This is a genomic window from Paraburkholderia sp. MM5496-R1 (assembly GCF_050436205.1).
GTDB lineage: Bacteria > Pseudomonadota > Gammaproteobacteria > Burkholderiales > Burkholderiaceae > Paraburkholderia > Paraburkholderia tuberum.
Window position 1 is genome coordinate 3,224,319 of record NZ_JBNDLT010000002.1, and the last position, 16,358, is coordinate 3,240,676.

The window sequence follows — 16,358 nt, forward strand, 5'->3', positions numbered from 1 at the left end:
ACGCCGCGGCTTCCTCCCTTCAAAGTTCAAAGCTCGGAATACTTCGCGGCCGTGCCTTTCGCCTTGTCGACGGGGTAGCGCGCTTCGTTTAGCTTCAGTTTTTCCGCTGCCGCGTCGACGAGATCGAAGCCGGCGGTATGGGCGACCAGCAGCAGATACATGAACACGTCGGCGCACTCGTGCCTGAGGTTCGTCGATTGCGCGGGATCGCCAAGCAGCGCGTCGATCTGCGCATCGGTCTTCCACTGAATCGTCTCCAACAGCTCACCGGCTTCGATGCCGGTGGAGACGATCAGGTTGCGCAGCGTGTGAAACTGCCGCCAGTCGCGCGCGTCGCGAAACGCCAGTAGCTGCTCGAGCAGTTCGTCGATGGTCATGTTGCTATCCGGATAGTTGTCGAACCGCACGTCAAGCTTGCGCCACCCAATCCCCCGATTTCCCGCCATGCTTTTCCATCACCTTCACATCGGTGATGGTCATCCCGCGATCCACCGCCTTGCACATGTCGTACACGGTCAGCAGCCCGATCTGCACGGCGATAAGCGCCTCCATTTCGACGCCCGTGCGTCCAAACGTCTCGACCTGGACCGTGCAATGCACGCCGGGCATCTGCTCGTCGAGTTCGAAATCGGCCTTCACGCGTGTCAGCGCGAGCGGATGACAGAGCGGAATCAGATCGGCGGTGCGCTTCGAGGCCTGGATCGCCGCGATCCGCGCGATGCCGATCACGTCCCCCTTTTTGGCGTTGCCGTCGCGGATCAGCGCGAACGTGTCGGGCAGCATGCGGATCGAGCCACGCGCGATCGCGATGCGCCTGGTCTCCTGCTTGCCGCCGACGTCCACCATATGCGCGTCACCGGCCGCATCGAAATGAGTGAGTTCAGGCATGGTTGACTCCTTCAGAGGGCGCCTATCATAGCAGTGCGGCGCGGCCTCGAATCGTCGCGGCGACTGATTACATTTACGCTGTGTCGTGCTCTGAGTTTTGCCTCGTACGCGTCCTGCGACGCCCTTGCCCGTTATCTTAGTCCGGGCCACGGGCGGCGTTTTTCGACTTCGTCAGACCGGCTTCGCGTTGCATCGAAAACGATTCCTCGCTGCGTCGCTATCCGTCGCGCATCGTCCGAGGCGCCGCTCGTGAGCGGCCCGAGCGACGCGCATGCCGATCCGATCCTGCCGCCCGACATCGCGCGCGGCGTGTTCGGCACCTACGGCGGCGCGCAGAGCCGCTTTTCCAATGGCGGCGGTAGCGGTCGCACTGGAAGCCGCGCGTCTCGCCGAGCTCGCGCAGAAGCGCTGGCCGCAATCGAACGCGGCGATCGACATGCATATCCGCACGCTGTTGACGCTGCATCGCTTCACCGACGCGCAGGCGCTCGCGAAGCAGGAGACCCGGGCGCATCCCGATCAACCCGCGTGGTGGCTCTATCTCGCGCAGGCGAGCGCGGGCAGTGGCGATGCATTGACGCAGCATCGCGCGATGGCGGAGAAGTTCGCGTTGGAGGGCGCGTGGCCATCGGCGATCCGGCAGCTGAAGGACGCGCGCGACCTGAAGACGATCGGCTATTACGACCTCGCGACCGTCGACGCGCGCCTGCACGAGATGGAGAGCCGCTACAAGGACGAGCGGCTCGACGAGAAAGGGTAGGGTGGACCTGAACGCGCGCCGCTGCGCGCGTCAGACCTGCGCCGCCGGGCTCGCAACGAAGCCAAAGCGCGCGGCCACCTGATCGCGTCGCACGCTTTGCAGCGGCAAGGTGCGCTGAACACTCCAGTGGAACGCACCGCTCAATGAGCCATCGTCGGCGAGCGTCGCGTGATCGGAGAAGATCTCGAGGTCGTGGTCGTGCAGCACCGCGATACGTGCTGGCTGCGAGCGATCGGCAAACAGAATGCCGCCGTCTTCATCCGCGAACACCGCCGCCGGCTCGAACGCGCCGCCGCCCTGGTCGTGCAGCGCGAGCGTTCCATCCGCGTGCGCGGACAATCTGACCACCCACGGCGTATAAGCCAGCTCGACATACACGCGCTGTGGTCCGTTCTGAAAAAACCACTGTCCGCGCTCATCGGCCTCATAGTTCCGGTTGATGAAGCCAAGCAGCGCCTCATGCCGGATCGGCACGCCGGGCGTGCCGCTCGCCTGGGCCGCTTCGTCGCGCATGCGCCAGTTGCCGCGCCGGTCGAGCATCAGCCAGCCGGTGCAACTCGGCACGTTCGGCCATTTGGCGAGCGCCTGTTTGACGATGTCATCCATGATCGACGTGTCGCTCCAGATAGCCGAACACGCGCCGCGACAGCCAGTCGATGCGGCCCGGGAACGGCCCGGTCATGAAGCCCGCGTGGCCGCCGTGCTCAGGCTGATAAAGCTCGACCGCCGCCGACACCTCGTGCCGCGACGGCAGCGCTTCGGCCGGCAGGAACGGGTCGTTGCGCGCGTTGAGCACGAGCGTCGGCACCTGAATGTGCGGCAGCAGCGGGCGGGTGGTTGCGGTGCTCCAGTAGTCGTCGGTATCGCGAAAGCCGTGCAGCGGCGCGGTCACGACGTTGTCGAACTCGTACATCGTGCGGCTCGCGAGCATCGCGTCGCGATCGAACAGGCCCGGGAACTGCTCGAGCTTCTGGTTGGCCTTGTGCTTCAGCGTCTTCAGGAAGCTGCGCGTGTAGACGAGGCCGAAGCCCTGCGACAGCGCACGGCCGCCCGCATGGACGTCGATCGGTGTCGAAATCGCGGCAGCGGCGGCTACCACCCGCGCCGCATCGGCCTGCCGCTCACCGAGCCAGCGCAGCAGCACGTTGCCGCCGAGCGACACGCCCGCCGCGACCACCGGCCCGCGATGCGCGGCGCGCAGGCGGCGCAGGATCCAGTCGACCTCGTTGCTGTCGGCGAGATGGTAGAAGCGCGGCAGCCGGTTCAGCGGGCCGCTGCAACTGCGAAAGTGCGGCACCACGCCGTGCCAGCCGTATTCGCGCGCGGCGGCCATCAGCGCGACCGCGTAGTGCGACGACGAGCTGCCTTCCAGGCCGTGAAACAGCACGAAGAGCGGCGCGGCGTCGGTGGGCGGAGTATCGTGCGCGACCCAGTCGAGATCGATGAAATCGCCGTCCGGGGTGTCCCAGCGCTCACGGCGAAACGATACTGCGGGGCGGCGCGCGAACAGCGACGGGACGATCGTCTGCACATGCCGGTTCGGCAGCCAGAGCGGCGCGCGGTACAGCAGCTCGACGGTCGCCTCGACGGCGGCCGCCACCTTGGCGGGGGCCGTACCGGAGGAAGCGGGTTTATGTGGCGTCGAACTCATACCGGCGGAAGAGCGAGAAAACGTGATTCTGAATCTGTCGTGGTGCCGCGCGTCAGTGCAGCGGGCCCTGGCCATGCCGCATCTTCGTTGCGAACTGGCTGGCGGTCTCGTTCGGCATCGGGCTTGCGTGAATATGCGCAATGCGCCATTCGCCGCGTTCATGGACCATCACGTAGGTGGTGAAAACCATCGCGGGCGTGGCGGTCGGGTCGGCCGGACGATGTGCTTCGGCAATCGCATAGACGACGGTGCCGAGGCTGTCGTAGACGCGGATGTCGAGCGGCTCGATCGACACCGGCAGCGCTTCGAGCTGGACCTGCAAGCCATTGCGGATGCTCTCGAGGCCGTGCAGATGCGAGCCGTCCGCGCAGATGCAGCTGACGAACTCCTCGTCGATCCACAAGCCCATCAAGCTGTCGATATTGACCTCGGCGACGGCCTGATAGTAGGCGTTCAGGGTATCGGCGGCGGCTTCGAAGATATGGGCAAAACGTGGCATGGCTTGTCAGTCTCTTGTGCGCGGCGCGCGGTTGCGGGTCTGCGGTAGCGGGACGGTCCAGAGCGCCGGACCATCGCCCCCGGCGTCAGCTTGCCCGTGCCGCAAGGCGCGAACATGACGCGACGCGCTCGGGGCGTGCGGTGTTGCGTGCAAGTACCAGTCGGCTCAGCGCTGCGCGAGCAGCATGCCGCGCAAATCGCCGAAAACCTGCTCGGCGCTCAGCTGCTTCAGACAGTTCAGATGACCGAGCGGGCACTCGCGCTCAAAACAGGGGCTGCATTCGAGATGAAGCCATTGTACCTTCGCGAGCTCGGACAAGGGCGGGGTGTGGCGCGGATCGGTCGAACCGTAGACGGCCACGAGCGGGCGGCGCAGCGCGGCGGCGACGTGCATCAGTCCGGAGTCGTTGGTGACGACCGCGTTGGCCCGCGAGATCAGCGCGCAAGCCTCGCCCAGTGCGGTCTGGCCGCACAGGTTGCGCACGTTCGGCGCTTTCTCGGCGATCGCCTGCGCGAGCGGCGCGTCTTTCGGCGAGCCGAGCGCGACGATTTGCGTGTAGGGGAACGACTGGCCGACCATCTGCGCGAGCGACGCGAAGTGCTCGGGCGGCCAGCGCTTCGCGGGACCGTATTCGGCGCCGGGGCAGAACACCAGCAGCGGCACGCGCGTATCGAGATTGAAGCGCGCCGACACGCGCGAGGCCTCGTTCAGGTCCGTGTCGAGGCGCGGCATCGGCAGATCTTCGGGGACCTTGGCGCCTGGCGCGTAGGCGAGGGCGGCGTAGTGGCCGACCATCGGCGGGCGGGCGTCCTTGCGCGGATTCGCGTGACGCACGTTCAGCACGCCGTAGCGACTCTCACCGGTGTAGCCGATGCGCAGCGGAATGCCCGCCAGCCACGGAATCAACGCCGACTTGAACGAATTCGGCAGCACGTAGGCCGCGTCGTAGCCGACGTCGCGCAGATCGCTCGACAGCTGCCAGCGGCGCAGCATCTGCAGCTTGCCGTGGGCGAGATCGGTCGCGTAGACGTCGCGGATTTCCGGCATGCGTTCGAGCACGGGGGCGACCCAGCTGGGCGCGACCGCGTCGATGACGATGCGCGGATGCAATTTCACGAGGCGCGCAAACAGCGGCTGCGCCATCAATGCGTCACCGATCCAGTTCGGTGCGATAACCAACGCGCGACGCATCAGAGTGAGTGTCCGGTGTCGATAACAAGCGCCGCGCGCGCGACGCGCGCGGCACTCGGATAGGTAAATGGGGAAAGCGGAGAGCCGCACGGCGCGATGCCGTTTGGCCACACGCGCCGCGATGGCGGCGCGGCGGCGGTGCGGCCGCACGGGTCGTGCGGTCGAGCCTGCGGCGCGGCGAGCGCGTGATTCAAAATGCGCGCCTCGTGCCGTGCAAGCTGGCTCAGAACCGCTCGATGCGTTGGATCAATGGCCCTTGATCACTTCGCCGTCGCGCAGCTTGTAACGCGTGCTGCAATACGGGCAACGCGCTTCGCCGTGCGACACGTCGATGAAGACGCGCGGATGCGCGCTCCAGCGCGGCATGGCCGGGTTCGGACAATACGCCGGCAGATCTTTTGCCGACAGTTCGACCAGCGGCATTTCCTTGATTTCGCTCATGAGACTTTCTCGTTGTATACGGGGTGCTTGCAGTGCGCCGCCGTTGGGCTGCGCGGGGCGTCTCGAAACGTCGCTCAGATCTTCGTGAGCCAGTGCGCGTATTTCGCGCTCCTGCCGTTCACGACGTCGAAGAAAGCCGACTGCAGCTTTTCGGTGATCGGGCCGCGCGCGCCAGCGCCGATCGTGCGGTTGTCGAGCTCGCGGATCGGCGTGACTTCAGCCGCCGTGCCGGTGAAGAACGCTTCGTCGCAGGTATAGACTTCGTCGCGCGTGATGCGCTTTTCGATTACCTGCAGACCCATGTCGCGCGCGAGCGTGATGACGGTGTCGCGCGTGATGCCGTCGAGGCACGACGACAGATCAGGCGTGTACAGCTTGCCGTTGTTGACGAGGAAGAAGTTCTCGCCCGAGCCTTCTGACACGTAGCCGTCGACGTCGAGCAATAGCGCTTCGTCGTAGCCGTCGGTGATCGCTTCCTGGTTCGCGAGGATCGAGTTCACGTACCAGCCCGACGCCTTCGCGCGCACCATCGACACGTTCACGTGATGGCGCGTGAACGACGACGTCTTTACGCGGATGCCCTTGGTGATGCCGTCTTCGCCAAGGTATGCGCCCCACGGCCACGCGGCGATCGCGACGTGAATCGTGTTGCCCTGGGCCGACACGCCGAGCTTTTCCGAGCCGACCCAGATGATCGGGCGCAGATAGCACGACTCGAGCTTGTTCTGGCGGACCACTTCGCGCTGCGCGGCGGCGAGCGTTTCATGGTCGAACGGCACGTTCATCTGGAAGATCTTCGCCGAGTTCAGCAGGCGCTTGGTGTGCTCCTGCAGGCGGAAAATCGCGGTGGCGCCGTCGGCCGTCTTGTAAGCGCGCACGCCCTCGAACACGCCCATGCCGTAGTGCAGCGTATGGGTGAGCACGTGGATTTTGGCATCACGCCACTCGATGAGCTTGCCATCCATCCAGATCTTGCCGTCGCGGTCGGCCATTGACATACGGTTCTCCAGCAGGTGCGTTATGAGGTGCGGCCATGAGCGCAGGACATAGCCGGGAGCGCTATTTTAGCGTCTTTTGCACACACCACGGGCATTTGGGCGCACCCCGGACGCTATAATCCAGCGCACGCATAAATCAAATCCGGATGCGCCAGCGGGTGGTCTCGCAAGCTGGCGCCGACCTGGCCTTCTTGACGGCGTTTCCTGCGCCCGCACCCTTCGCCCGATGCTCGCTCGACTGTCCGACACCGATCGCCGCGCTTTTCGTGAAGGCGCGCGCGCCTACGCCCCCACGCTGATGGCGATTTTTTCCTGGGGCCTCGTGACCGGCATCGCGATGAGCAAGTCCGTGCTCACGCTGCCGCAGGCGCTCACGATGTCGCTGCTGTGCTACGCCGGATCGTCGCAACTGGCGGTGTTGCCGCTCCTCGCCGCGAAGCTGCCGGTGTGGACGGTGCTGCTGACCGCGGCGATGGTCAACACCCGCTTCGTGATCTTCAGCGCCGGCCTCGCGCCGCACTTCTCGTATCTGTCGATGTGGCGGCGCATCGTGCTGGGCTATTTCAACGGCGACGTGATCTATCTGCTATTCGTCAAGAAGAGCTTTCCGACCGGCTACGTGCCGGGCAAGGAGGCGTACTTCTGGGGCATGGCGGTATCGAGCTGGCTGTCGTGGCAGGTGTCGTCGATCATCGGCATCCTGCTCGCGAGCCTGATTCCGGACAACTGGGGGCTCGCGCTGGCCGGCACGCTCGCGCTGCTGCCGGTGATGGTGTCGGCGATCGCCACCCGCTCGACGCTGGTCGCGGTCAGCGTGGCCGGCATCGTGTCGCTGCTCGCGCTCGATCTGCCGTACCGGCTGGCGTTGCTGCTCGCGGTGATCGCGGCGATCGCGGCCGGCAGCGCGGCCGACCTGATGATCGAGCGCGCCGACCTGCGCCGCATTCGTGGCGTGAACGATCGCGCCGGAGACTCCCGATGACCTCCACGCAAATCTGGCTCGCCATTTTCGGCATGACCTTCGTCACCGCGCTCACGCGCGCGATGTTCCTGATCGGCGGCGAGCGCACGGTACTGCCGGCGCGCGTGCAGAAGATGCTGCGCTACGCGCCGGCCGCCGCGCTCGCCGCGGTGGTGGTGCCCGACGTGCTGACGACGTCCGATGGGCTGTCGTTCGCGCCTTCCAACCATGAGCTTTACGCGACGCTCGCCGGCCTCGGCTGGTTTTTGTGGCGGCGCACCATGCTCGGCACGATCGTGACCGGCATGGTCGTATTCACGCTGATGCGCGTCTTCCTGTGAGGGCCGGGCCCGGGGTGCGGCGATGAATGCTCCGCCGCGGCATCTGCGGCCTTGCGATCAAATGCGCGACATTCGCCGTGTCGCGGATCAGAAGGCCGTTGGGATCAGTTAAAATGCCTTTTCCGGGTTGAGCGCGCCGCGGCAAGGCGCCTGGTGCCGCGGCCGGCCGCCGGCGCCCGATCCCGCGGAGCCGTTGTGCCGAAGCGCTGGAGTTCGCTGCGCCTCGTCCCCGCGCGCTGTCCGTCACCGCCTTCTCATCAACTCGCATACTCAAGCCCATGAACAAGGTATTGCGTCTCTCCGACCTGATCGCCGAAGGCAAGCTGTCCGGCAAACGCGTGTTCATCCGCGCCGATCTGAACGTGCCGCAGGACGATCAAGGCAACATCACCGAAGACACCCGCATCCGCGCTTCCGTGCCGGCCATCAAGGCCGCGCTCGACGCCGGCGCCGCGGTAATGGTCACCTCGCACCTTGGCCGTCCGACCGAAGGCGACTTCAAGCCGGAAGATTCGCTCGCACCGGTGGCGAAGCGTCTCGCGGAGCTGCTCGGCCGCGACGTGCCGCTCGTCGCGAATTGGGTCGAAAACGGCGTGAGCGTCGCGCCGGGCTCGGTCGTGCTGCTCGAAAACTGCCGCGTCAACAAGGGCGAAAAGAAAGATTCCGACGAGCTCGCGCAGAAAATGGCCAAGCTCTGCGATATCTACGTGAACGACGCGTTCGGCACCGCCCACCGCGCCGAAGCGACTACGCACGGCATCGCGAAGTACGCGCCGGTTGCCTGCGCGGGTCCGCTGCTCGCCGCTGAGCTCGAAGCGCTCGGCAAGGCGCTCGGCGCACCGAAGCGTCCGCTCGTGGCGATCGTCGCGGGCTCCAAGGTGTCGACCAAGCTGACCATCCTGAAGTCGTTCGCGGAGAAGGTCGACCAGCTGATCGTCGGCGGCGGCATCGCCAATACGTTCATGCTCGCGGCCGGCCTGAAGATCGGCAAGTCGCTCGCCGAAGCCGATCTGCTCGACGAAGCGAAGGCGATCATCGACGCGGCCAAGGGCCGCGGCGCCTCGGTGCCGATCCCGACCGACGTCGTCACGGCCAAGGAGTTCTCGCCGACCGCGAAGGCAGAAGTAAAGGCCGTCGCCGATGTGCAGGACGACGACATGATCCTCGACATCGGCCCGGAAACGGCCAAGGTGCTCGCCGCGCAACTCGAGAAGGCCGGCACGATCGTGTGGAACGGCCCGGTCGGCGTGTTCGAGTTCGACCAGTTCGGCAACGGCACGAAGACGCTCGCGGACGCGATCGCGCGCTCGGCGGCGTTCTCGATCGCAGGCGGCGGCGATACGCTCGCGGCAATCGCCAAGTACGGCATCCACGACCAGGTGAGCTACATTTCCACGGGCGGCGGCGCATTCCTCGAGTTCCTCGAGGGCAAGAAGCTGCCGGCGGTAGAAGTTCTGGAATCGCGGGCTTAACGTGGCGACGCGCTCCCCGGCGGCGAAGTCGACCAAGGCGCGTGGCGTGAAAGCGCAGCGCGGTAACGCGGCAACGCCGGCAGGGGAGCGCGCGACACGCGCGGCCGCTGCGTCGGCAGCGGCCGGACAGGACGTGGTTGCCGAAGCGCCGATAGCGCCCGCGGCCACCGAACCGGCGCTAGCCGCCGGAGCGCCCGCGGAACCGGTTGCAGCGCAAGCTCCGACCGGCGACGCGGAGCAGCCCCCAACGGCACAGGTCGAAGCTGCTCAACACGATTCGGCCCAGCCGGAACAGCCTTCCGGCAAGCAGGGCAGCAAATCTCAGGCGCGCGAGGCGCCGCTCTCGAATGCCGCATCACCCGCATCACCCGCATCACTCCACAAAGCGACACCGGCCACAACCGGCGCGCGACCCCAGGCAGCATCTTTCGATGCGCGAACTCCGCAGCAGCCCCGCAGCGCTCTTACCAGCGATCCTATCCAGACGAGGAGACTCATGCATCGCGCCACCAAGATTGTCGCTACTATCGGTCCGGCTTCCAGCACGCCGGAAATCCTGCTGCAAATGATTCAGGCGGGATTGGACGTGGTGCGGCTCAATTTCTCACATGGCACCGCGGACGACCATCGCCAGCGCGCCGAATTCGTGCGCGAGGCGGCCCGCCAGGCCGGCCGCGAAGTCGCCATCATGGCTGACCTGCAAGGCCCGAAAATCCGCGTCGGCAAATTCGAGAACGGCCGCACGACGCTCGTCACCGGCAATCCGTTCGTCCTCGATGCCGACTGCGAGCTCGGCAACGACGAGCGCGTCGGCCTCGACTACAAGGATCTGCCGCGCGACCTGAAGCCGGGCGACGTACTGCTGCTCAACGACGGCCTGATCGTGCTGAACGTGCAGCGCCTGATCGGCAACGAGATCCACACGGTCGTGAAGATCGGCGGCGAGCTGTCGAACAACAAGGGCATCAACCGCCAGGGAGGCGGTCTGTCGGCGCCCGCGCTGACCGCCAAAGACATGGAGGACATCCGCACGGCGATGTCGCTCGGCGTCGATTTCGTCGCGGTGTCGTTCCCGAAAAACGCGACCGACATGGAAATGGCCCGCCAGCTCGCGAACATCGCCGGCGCGCCGTACGGCATCAAGCCGAAGATGATCGCGAAGATCGAGCGCGCGGAAGCGATTCCGGCGCTGCAAGGCATCCTCGACGCGTCGGACGGCATCATGGTCGCGCGTGGCGATCTGGCCGTGGAAGTGGGCAATGCCGCGGTGCCGGCGCTGCAAAAGCGCATGATCCGGATGGCGCGCGAATCGAACAAGTTCGTGATCACCGCGACCCAGATGATGGAGTCGATGATCCACGCGCCGGTGCCGACCCGCGCGGAAGTGTCGGACGTCGCCAACGCGGTGCTCGACGGCACGGACGCGGTGATGCTGTCGGCGGAATCGGCGGCGGGCAAGTACCCGGTGCAGACCATCGAGACGATGGCCGCGATTTGCGTCGAAGCGGAAAAGTCCGAGCAGTCGGAGCTCGACAAGGACTTCCTCGACCGCACGTTCACGCGGATCGACCAGTCGATCGCGATGGGCGCGCTGTTCACCGCCTATCACCTGGGCGCCAAGGCCATCGTCGCGCTGACCGAATCGGGCTCGACCGCGCTGTGGATGTCGCGTCACTGGACCCACGTGCCGATCTTCGCGCTGACGCCGCGCGTCGGCAGCGAACGGGCGATGGCGCTGTACCGCAACGTGACTTCGCTGCATCTGGACACCAACACCGACCGCGACACGGCGCTGCAGCAGGCGCTCGAAACGGTGGTCGGCAAGGGCTACGCGTCGCACGGCGACATGGTCGTGCTGACGGTCGGCGAGCCGATGGGTCAGGCGGGCGGCACCAACACGTTGAAGATCGTGCGGGTCGGTGAACCGTACTGATCAGGCAGGACTGCTCGATCGGCACAGGCTCGATTGAGCGAAGCAGCGCGGCGAAACCCGCACGGTCCATGTGCGACGGCGCACCAAAGCGCCGGTGTCATCGCGGGAACGCCGCCTGCTTCGCGATAAAATCGCCGCAAAAGATGCCGACGGCAAAAGAATTCGTTTCAATCTAAGGAGTTTCAGCATGCCTCTCGTATCAATGCGTCAACTGCTGGACCATGCTGCGGAAAACGGCTATGGCCTTCCGGCATTCAACGTGAACAACCTGGAGCAGGTGCAGGCGATCATGGCCGCGGCCGACAAGGTCAACGCCCCGGTAATCATGCAGGCGTCGGCCGGCGCGCGTAAGTACGCGGGCGAGCCGTTCCTGCGTCATCTGATCGAAGCGGCGGTCGAGTCGTATCCGCACATTCCGGTGGTGATGCACCAGGACCACGGTCAGTCGCCGGCGGTGTGCATGGCGGCGATTCGCAGCGGCTTCACCAGCGTGATGATGGACGGTTCGCTCGAAGCCGACGGCAAGACGGTCGCATCGTACGAGTACAACGTCGAAGTGTCGCGCAAGGTCGTCGAGGCGGCGCACTCGATCGGCGTCACCGTGGAAGCGGAGCTGGGCGTGCTCGGTTCGCTCGAAACGATGAAGGGCGACAAGGAAGACGGCCACGGCGCCGAAGGCACGATGACGCGTGAACAACTGCTGACCGATCCGGAGCAGGCCGCCGACTTCGTCAAGCTGACCCAGTGCGACGCGCTGGCCATCGCGATCGGCACCTCGCACGGCGCCTACAAGTTCAGCAAGAAGCCGACGGGCGATATTCTCTCGATCCAGCGCATCAAGGAAATCCATCAGCGCATTCCGAACACGCACCTCGTGATGCACGGCTCGTCGTCGGTGCCGCAGGAGCTGCTCGCGGAAATCCGCGAATTCGGCGGCGACATGAAGGAAACCTACGGCGTGCCGGTCGAAGAAATCCAGGAAGGCATCCGTCACGGCGTGCGCAAGGTCAACATCGATACCGACCTGCGTCTGGCGATCACGGGCGCGATCCGTCGCTACATGGCGACCAACCCGGGCAAGTTCGATCCGCGCGATTACCTGAAGCCGGCGCGCGAAGCGGCGATGAAGATCTGTATCGACCGTTACATGCAATTCGGCTGCGAAGGCCAGGCTGGCAAGATCAAGCCGGTTTCGCTTGATAAAATTGCGGAGAAGTACAAGTCGGGCGAGCTCGCGCAAGTCGTCCGTTAAGCTGTAGTTTTGGCTCCGCGCCTGGCCGTTTGGCCAGGTTGTCGTCCGATCGCCGTTCCCGCATCATCGGGGGAACGGCGTTTCCCTTTTGTTCCGGTCACATTTTTTGCACCACTTTTAGCGAACCACGACGATGTCTACCCTCTACGAATCCACGCTCCGCTCGCTGCCGCTGCTCGGCCGCGGCAAAGTCCGCGACAACTATGCCGTGGGCAACGACCAGTTGCTGATCGTCACGACCGACCGTCTGTCGGCGTTCGACGTGATCATGGGCGAGCCGATTCCGAACAAGGGTCGCGTGCTCAACGCGATGGCGAACTTCTGGTTCGAGAAACTGAAGCACGTGGTGCCGAACCACCTGACGGGCGTCGCGCCGGAGTCGGTGGTCGCGCCGGACGAAGTCGAGCAGGTCAAGGGGCGCGCGGTGGTCGTCAAGCGTCTCGAGCCGATCCTCGTCGAAGCGGTGGTGCGCGGCTATCTGGCCGGCAGCGGCTGGAAAGATTACCAGGCCACCGGTTCGGTCTGCGGCGTGCAACTGCCGCCGGGTCTGCTGAACGCGCAGAAGCTGCCCGAGCCGATCTTCACGCCGGCCGCCAAGGCCGAGATGGGCCACCACGACGAAAACATCACCTACGACGAGATGGAGCGCCGCATCGGCACCGAACTGTCGGCCACGATCCGCGACATTTCGATCCGTCTGTATAAGGAAGCCGCTGATTACGCGGCCACGCGCGGCATCATCATTGCGGACACGAAGTTCGAATTCGGTCTGGACAACCACGGCAAGCTGTATCTGATGGACGAGGCGCTGACCGCCGATTCGTCGCGCTTCTGGCCGGCGGACCAGTACCAGGTCGGCACGAACCCGCCGTCGTTCGACAAGCAGTTCGTGCGCGACTGGCTCGAAACCCAGCCGTGGAAGAAAGAGCCGCCGGCGCCGAAGCTGCCGGACGACGTGGTCGCGAAAACGGGCGAGAAGTACCGGGAAGCGCTTGAGCGCCTGACGGGCCACAAGCTCGACTGATCTGATCGCGCGCGCCGTGTCAGGCGCGCATCGCCGGGAAACAAGGAAGCCGTAAGATGAGTGAAGCACAAACCGCCCATACGCATGATGCGCCGGTCGTCGGCGTATTGATGGGCTCCAGTTCCGACTGGGAAGTGATGAAAAACGCCGTCGCGATTCTGCAGGAATTCGGCGTGCCGTACGAAGCGAAGGTCGTGTCCGCGCACCGCATGCCCGACGAAATGTTCGCCTATGCTGAAAGCGCGCGCGAGCGCGGCATTCGCGCGATCATCGCGGGTGCGGGCGGCGCCGCGCATCTGCCGGGCATGCTGGCCGCGAAGACCACGGTGCCGGTGCTTGGCGTGCCGGTCGCGAGCAAGTATCTGAAGGGCGTCGATTCGCTGCATTCGATCGTGCAGATGCCCAAGGGTGTGCCGGTCGCGACGTTTGCGATCGGCGAGGCGGGTGCCGCGAACGCGGCGCTGTTTGCGGTGTCCCTGCTCTCCGGCACCAGCGCCGAATACGCGGACAAGCTCGCTGCATTCCGTGTGCGCCAGAACGAAGCGGCTCACGCGATGGTATTGCCGGCGCTGTAAGCGCGCTGGTTGTTTTATAAGACGTCTCCTGTCCGACCCCCGGCCGGATGCCCGCCGCTCGATGCATGAGCGCGACGCGTATCCGGCCGCGACCGACCACCAAGATGAACCCTGACAACACACCGGTTTCACCGATTCTGCCCGGCGCATGGCTTGGCATGGTCGGTGGCGGCCAGCTCGGCCGCATGTTCTGTTTTGCCGCCCAGGCGATGGGCTATCGCGTCGCCGTGCTCGACCCGGACGAAACCAGCCCGGCCGGCGCGGTCGCCGACCGCCACCTGCGCGCGGCCTACGGCGACGAAGCGGCGCTGACCGAACTCGCGCGGTTGTGCGCGGCGGTGTCGACCGAATTCGAGAACGTGCCGTCCGCGAGCCTCGACTTTCTCGGCAAGTCCACCTTCGTGAGCCCGGCGGGGCGTTGCGTCGCCGTCGCGCAGGACCGGATCGCCGAGAAGCGCTTTATCGCGTCGTCGGGTGTGACGGTTGCGCCGCACGTCGTGATCGAGTCGTCGGATGCGCTTGCGGCGCTGGGCGATGGCGCGCTCGAAGCGGTGCTGCCCGGCATCCTGAAAACGGCGCGCATGGGTTACGACGGCAAAGGCCAGATTCGCGTGCGCAACGCCGAGGAAGTGCGCGAGGCGCATGCGTCGCTCGGCGGCGTGCCGTGTGTGCTCGAGAAGCGCCTGCCGCTGAAGTTCGAGGTGTCGGCGCTGATCGCGCGCGCGGCGAGCGGGGCGTCGGTGGTCTATCCGCTCGCGCAGAACACCCATCGCGACGGCGTGCTGTCGCACACCATCGTCCCCGCGCCGGACGCGTCGCCGGCGCTCGTGCAGCAGGCTCAACAGGCCGCGCTGCAGATCGCCGAGAAGCTCGGCTACGTCGGCGTGCTGTGCGTCGAATTCTTCATTCTCGAAGACGGCTCGCTGGTCGCCAACGAAATGGCGCCGCGCCCGCATAACTCCGGCCACTACACGGTCGACGCGTGCGCGACGAGCCAGTTCGAGCAGCAGGTGCGCGCGATGACCAGCATGCCGCTCGGCGACACGCGCCAGCATTCGCCGGCGGTGATGCTGAACATCCTCGGCGACGTGTGGTTTCCGGACGGTCCGAAGCGCGCGGCGGTCACGCCGCCCTGGCAGGAAGTCGCCGCGATGCCGTCAGCGCGCCTGCATCTGTACGGCAAGGAAGAGGCGCGTTGCGGCCGCAAGATGGGCCACGTGAACTTCACCGCGCCGACCCTCGAAGAAGCCCGCACCGCGGCGCGCGATTGCGCGCGGCTGCTGCACATCGCCACCAGCTGACGCGCGCCATGCCGGATCAACAGAAACCCGCCGAGGACGCTACCAACGCGTTGCCGGTCAGCGCCGCGCAGATCGAGCACGCGGCGGCCTTGCTCGACGCGGGGGGGCTGGTCGCGTTTCCGACGGAAACCGTGTACGGCCTCGGCGGCGATGCCGAGAACCCGGACGCGGTCGCGCGCATTTACGCGGCGAAGGGGCGGCCGGCCAATCATCCGGTGATCGTGCATCTCGCGCCGCATGGCGATCCGAACTACTGGGTCGAGTATTTGCCGGCGGATGCGCAGCGCCTGATCGACGCGTTCTGGCCGGGACCGCTCACGCTGATCCTCAAGCGCGCTGCGCGCATTCCGGCGGCGGTCAGCGGCGGGCAGGACTCGGTGGGACTGCGCTGCCCGTCGCATCCGGTTGCGCAGGCGTTGCTCGATGCATTCAGCGCGTTGCGCGGCGGGCATGGCGGCGTCGCCGCGCCGTCGGCGAACCGCTTCGGGCATGTGAGCCCGACCACCGCGCAGCATGTGCGCGACGAGTTCGGCAGCGCGATTTATGTGCTCGATGGCGGCGCGTCGGATGTCGGTATCGAGTCGACGATTCTCGATCTGTCGCGCGGCTTTCCGGCGCTGCTGAGGCCCGGTCGCGTGACGCCGCAGGATATCGCCGACGTGCTCGGCGAGGCGCCGCGTCTGCCCGACGGGTCGGACGCGAGCGCGCCGCGCGCGTCGGGCACGTTGAAAGCGCATTACGCGCCGCGCACGCCGCTCGTGCTGCTGCCATTCGGCGAGCTCGAGCCGCTGCTCGCGGTGCGCGAGCCGGGCGAGCGCGTCGCGCTGGTCGCGCGTGCGTCGCGTGCGGGACAGTGGGCCGATGTCGACGGCGTGCATTTCGTCGCCGCGCCGGAAGATCCGCACGTCTATGCACGCGAGCTCTACGGCTTGCTGCGCGCGCTCGATCGCGCGAACGTCACGCGGATTCTGATCGAGAAGCTGCCGGACACGATCGAATGGATCGCGGTCAACGATCGGCTCGGGCGCGCGGCGGCGGCATTCGAAGCGCAGCACTGATGCAATCGGCTCG

17 protein-coding genes and 1 pseudogene are annotated in these 16,358 nt (G+C 66.1%); 10 read left to right on the forward strand and 8 right to left on the reverse strand.

All coding sequences use genetic code 11. The features are described 5' to 3' along the window. Window positions 1-26 precede the first annotated feature (26 nt). Window positions 27-377, reverse strand: a complete 351-nt coding sequence (locus tag OKW38_RS21985) for a nucleotide pyrophosphohydrolase (RefSeq protein ID WP_184051401.1) — start codon at window positions 375-377, stop codon at window positions 27-29. Window positions 378-408: 31 nt separating this feature from the next. After that, entirely contained in the window at window positions 409-888 is a 480-nt protein-coding gene (gene moaC / locus OKW38_RS21990; RefSeq protein WP_429363034.1) for a cyclic pyranopterin monophosphate synthase MoaC, read from the reverse strand. Between the two features lie 373 nt (window positions 889-1,261). Between moaC and OKW38_RS21995 the strand changes: the two are divergent. Then, window positions 1,262-1,648 (forward strand): annotated as a pseudogene (locus OKW38_RS21995) (M48 family peptidase); the annotation flags it as partial. Window positions 1,649-1,678: 30 nt separating this feature from the next. Here the strand turns inward: OKW38_RS21995 and OKW38_RS22000 are convergent. From OKW38_RS22000 to OKW38_RS22025, 6 genes are all read right to left on the reverse strand, one after another. Continuing rightward, on the reverse strand, window positions 1,679-2,254 hold the full coding sequence (locus OKW38_RS22000; protein WP_429363036.1) for a DUF2946 family protein: 576 nt from the start codon (window positions 2,252-2,254) through the stop codon (window positions 1,679-1,681). Next, complete coding sequence (locus OKW38_RS22005; RefSeq protein ID WP_429335280.1) at window positions 2,247-3,299, reverse strand: hydrolase; 1,053 nt, start codon at window positions 3,297-3,299, stop codon at window positions 2,247-2,249. Before OKW38_RS22005 ends, OKW38_RS22000 begins: the two co-directional genes overlap by 8 nt. Window positions 3,300-3,351: 52 nt before the next feature. Continuing rightward, on the reverse strand, window positions 3,352-3,798 hold the full coding sequence (locus tag OKW38_RS22010; RefSeq protein WP_018421709.1) for a nuclear transport factor 2 family protein: 447 nt from the start codon (window positions 3,796-3,798) through the stop codon (window positions 3,352-3,354). A 165-nt stretch (window positions 3,799-3,963) separates the two neighbouring features. Beyond that, window positions 3,964-4,989 (reverse strand): lipopolysaccharide heptosyltransferase II, encoded by a 1,026-nt coding sequence (gene waaF / locus OKW38_RS22015; protein ID WP_018421708.1) that lies wholly within the window; start codon window positions 4,987-4,989, stop codon window positions 3,964-3,966. Between the two features lie 246 nt (window positions 4,990-5,235). After that, a complete protein-coding gene (locus tag OKW38_RS22020) occupies window positions 5,236-5,430 on the reverse strand; it encodes a zinc-finger domain-containing protein (RefSeq protein WP_008920434.1) in 195 nt (64 codons plus the stop codon). A 74-nt stretch (window positions 5,431-5,504) separates the two neighbouring features. After that, window positions 5,505-6,428 carry a branched-chain amino acid transaminase gene (locus OKW38_RS22025; RefSeq protein ID WP_429363038.1) on the reverse strand — a complete coding sequence of 308 codons (924 nt, stop codon included), beginning with the start codon at window positions 6,426-6,428 and terminating at the stop codon, window positions 5,505-5,507. Between the two features lie 226 nt (window positions 6,429-6,654). Between OKW38_RS22025 and OKW38_RS22030 the strand changes: the two genes are divergently transcribed. The 9 genes from OKW38_RS22030 to OKW38_RS22070 all read left to right on the forward strand — a co-directional run bounded on the left by OKW38_RS22030 (window position 6,655) and on the right by OKW38_RS22070 (window position 16,345). Then, the gene (locus OKW38_RS22030; protein WP_184051416.1) at window positions 6,655-7,410 is read left to right on the forward strand and encodes an AzlC family ABC transporter permease; all 756 of its coding nucleotides are present in this window, start codon (window positions 6,655-6,657) and stop codon (window positions 7,408-7,410) included. Then, window positions 7,407-7,730, forward strand: a complete 324-nt coding sequence (locus OKW38_RS22035) for an AzlD domain-containing protein (protein ID WP_090801726.1) — start codon at window positions 7,407-7,409, stop codon at window positions 7,728-7,730. Before OKW38_RS22030 ends, OKW38_RS22035 begins: the two co-directional genes overlap by 4 nt. A gap of 278 nt (window positions 7,731-8,008) precedes the next feature. Further along, window positions 8,009-9,202: a phosphoglycerate kinase gene (locus OKW38_RS22040; protein WP_090801724.1), complete on the forward strand. Its 1,194-nt coding sequence runs from the start codon at window positions 8,009-8,011 to the stop codon at window positions 9,200-9,202. Window positions 9,203-9,698: 496 nt separating this feature from the next. Further along, a complete protein-coding gene (gene pyk / locus OKW38_RS22045; protein ID WP_018421702.1) occupies window positions 9,699-11,135 on the forward strand; it encodes a pyruvate kinase in 1,437 nt (478 codons plus the stop codon). Between the two features lie 187 nt (window positions 11,136-11,322). After that, window positions 11,323-12,387: a class II fructose-bisphosphate aldolase gene (gene fba, locus OKW38_RS22050; protein WP_090801723.1), complete on the forward strand. Its 1,065-nt coding sequence runs from the start codon at window positions 11,323-11,325 to the stop codon at window positions 12,385-12,387. Between the two features lie 133 nt (window positions 12,388-12,520). Continuing rightward, the gene (locus tag OKW38_RS22055) at window positions 12,521-13,411 is read left to right on the forward strand and encodes a phosphoribosylaminoimidazolesuccinocarboxamide synthase (protein ID WP_090801721.1); all 891 of its coding nucleotides are present in this window, start codon (window positions 12,521-12,523) and stop codon (window positions 13,409-13,411) included. Window positions 13,412-13,467: 56 nt separating this feature from the next. Next, window positions 13,468-13,986 carry a 5-(carboxyamino)imidazole ribonucleotide mutase gene (gene purE / locus OKW38_RS22060; protein ID WP_018421699.1) on the forward strand — a complete coding sequence of 173 codons (519 nt, stop codon included), beginning with the start codon at window positions 13,468-13,470 and terminating at the stop codon, window positions 13,984-13,986. Between the two features lie 104 nt (window positions 13,987-14,090). Next, entirely contained in the window at window positions 14,091-15,287 is a 1,197-nt protein-coding gene (locus OKW38_RS22065; RefSeq protein ID WP_090805452.1) for a 5-(carboxyamino)imidazole ribonucleotide synthase, read from the forward strand. 8 nt (window positions 15,288-15,295) lie between these two features. Then, window positions 15,296-16,345 (forward strand): L-threonylcarbamoyladenylate synthase, encoded by a 1,050-nt coding sequence (locus OKW38_RS22070; protein WP_429363040.1) that lies wholly within the window; start codon window positions 15,296-15,298, stop codon window positions 16,343-16,345. Window positions 16,346-16,358: the final 13 nt, after the last annotated feature.

Excerpts from the sequence above, each read along its gene's own strand:
- OKW38_RS22000 (WP_429363036.1), bottom strand. The coding sequence starts at position 2,254 with ATGGATGACATCGTCAAACAGGCGCTCGCCAAATGGCCGAACGTGCCG.
- moaC (WP_429363034.1), bottom strand. The coding sequence starts at position 888 with ATGCCTGAACTCACTCATTTCGATGCGGCCGGTGACGCGCATATGGTG.
- OKW38_RS22065 (WP_090805452.1), top strand. The coding sequence starts at position 14,091 with ATGAACCCTGACAACACACCGGTTTCACCGATTCTGCCCGGCGCATGG.
- purE (WP_018421699.1), top strand. The coding sequence starts at position 13,468 with ATGAGTGAAGCACAAACCGCCCATACGCATGATGCGCCGGTCGTCGGC.
- OKW38_RS22055 (WP_090801721.1), top strand. The coding sequence starts at position 12,521 with ATGTCTACCCTCTACGAATCCACGCTCCGCTCGCTGCCGCTGCTCGGC.
- OKW38_RS21985 (WP_184051401.1), bottom strand. The coding sequence starts at position 377 with ATGACCATCGACGAACTGCTCGAGCAGCTACTGGCGTTTCGCGACGCG.
- OKW38_RS22005 (WP_429335280.1), bottom strand. The coding sequence starts at position 3,299 with ATGAGTTCGACGCCACATAAACCCGCTTCCTCCGGTACGGCCCCCGCC.
- OKW38_RS22020 (WP_008920434.1), bottom strand. The coding sequence starts at position 5,430 with ATGAGCGAAATCAAGGAAATGCCGCTGGTCGAACTGTCGGCAAAAGAT.
- fba (WP_090801723.1), top strand. The coding sequence starts at position 11,323 with ATGCCTCTCGTATCAATGCGTCAACTGCTGGACCATGCTGCGGAAAAC.
- OKW38_RS22040 (WP_090801724.1), top strand. The coding sequence starts at position 8,009 with ATGAACAAGGTATTGCGTCTCTCCGACCTGATCGCCGAAGGCAAGCTG.
- OKW38_RS22025 (WP_429363038.1), bottom strand. The coding sequence starts at position 6,428 with ATGTCAATGGCCGACCGCGACGGCAAGATCTGGATGGATGGCAAGCTC.
- waaF (WP_018421708.1), bottom strand. The coding sequence starts at position 4,989 with ATGCGTCGCGCGTTGGTTATCGCACCGAACTGGATCGGTGACGCATTG.
- OKW38_RS22070 (WP_429363040.1), top strand. The coding sequence starts at position 15,296 with ATGCCGGATCAACAGAAACCCGCCGAGGACGCTACCAACGCGTTGCCG.
- OKW38_RS22010 (WP_018421709.1), bottom strand. The coding sequence starts at position 3,798 with ATGCCACGTTTTGCCCATATCTTCGAAGCCGCCGCCGATACCCTGAAC.
- OKW38_RS22030 (WP_184051416.1), top strand. The coding sequence starts at position 6,655 with ATGCTCGCTCGACTGTCCGACACCGATCGCCGCGCTTTTCGTGAAGGC.
- OKW38_RS22035 (WP_090801726.1), top strand. The coding sequence starts at position 7,407 with ATGACCTCCACGCAAATCTGGCTCGCCATTTTCGGCATGACCTTCGTC.
- pyk (WP_018421702.1), top strand. The coding sequence starts at position 9,699 with ATGCATCGCGCCACCAAGATTGTCGCTACTATCGGTCCGGCTTCCAGC.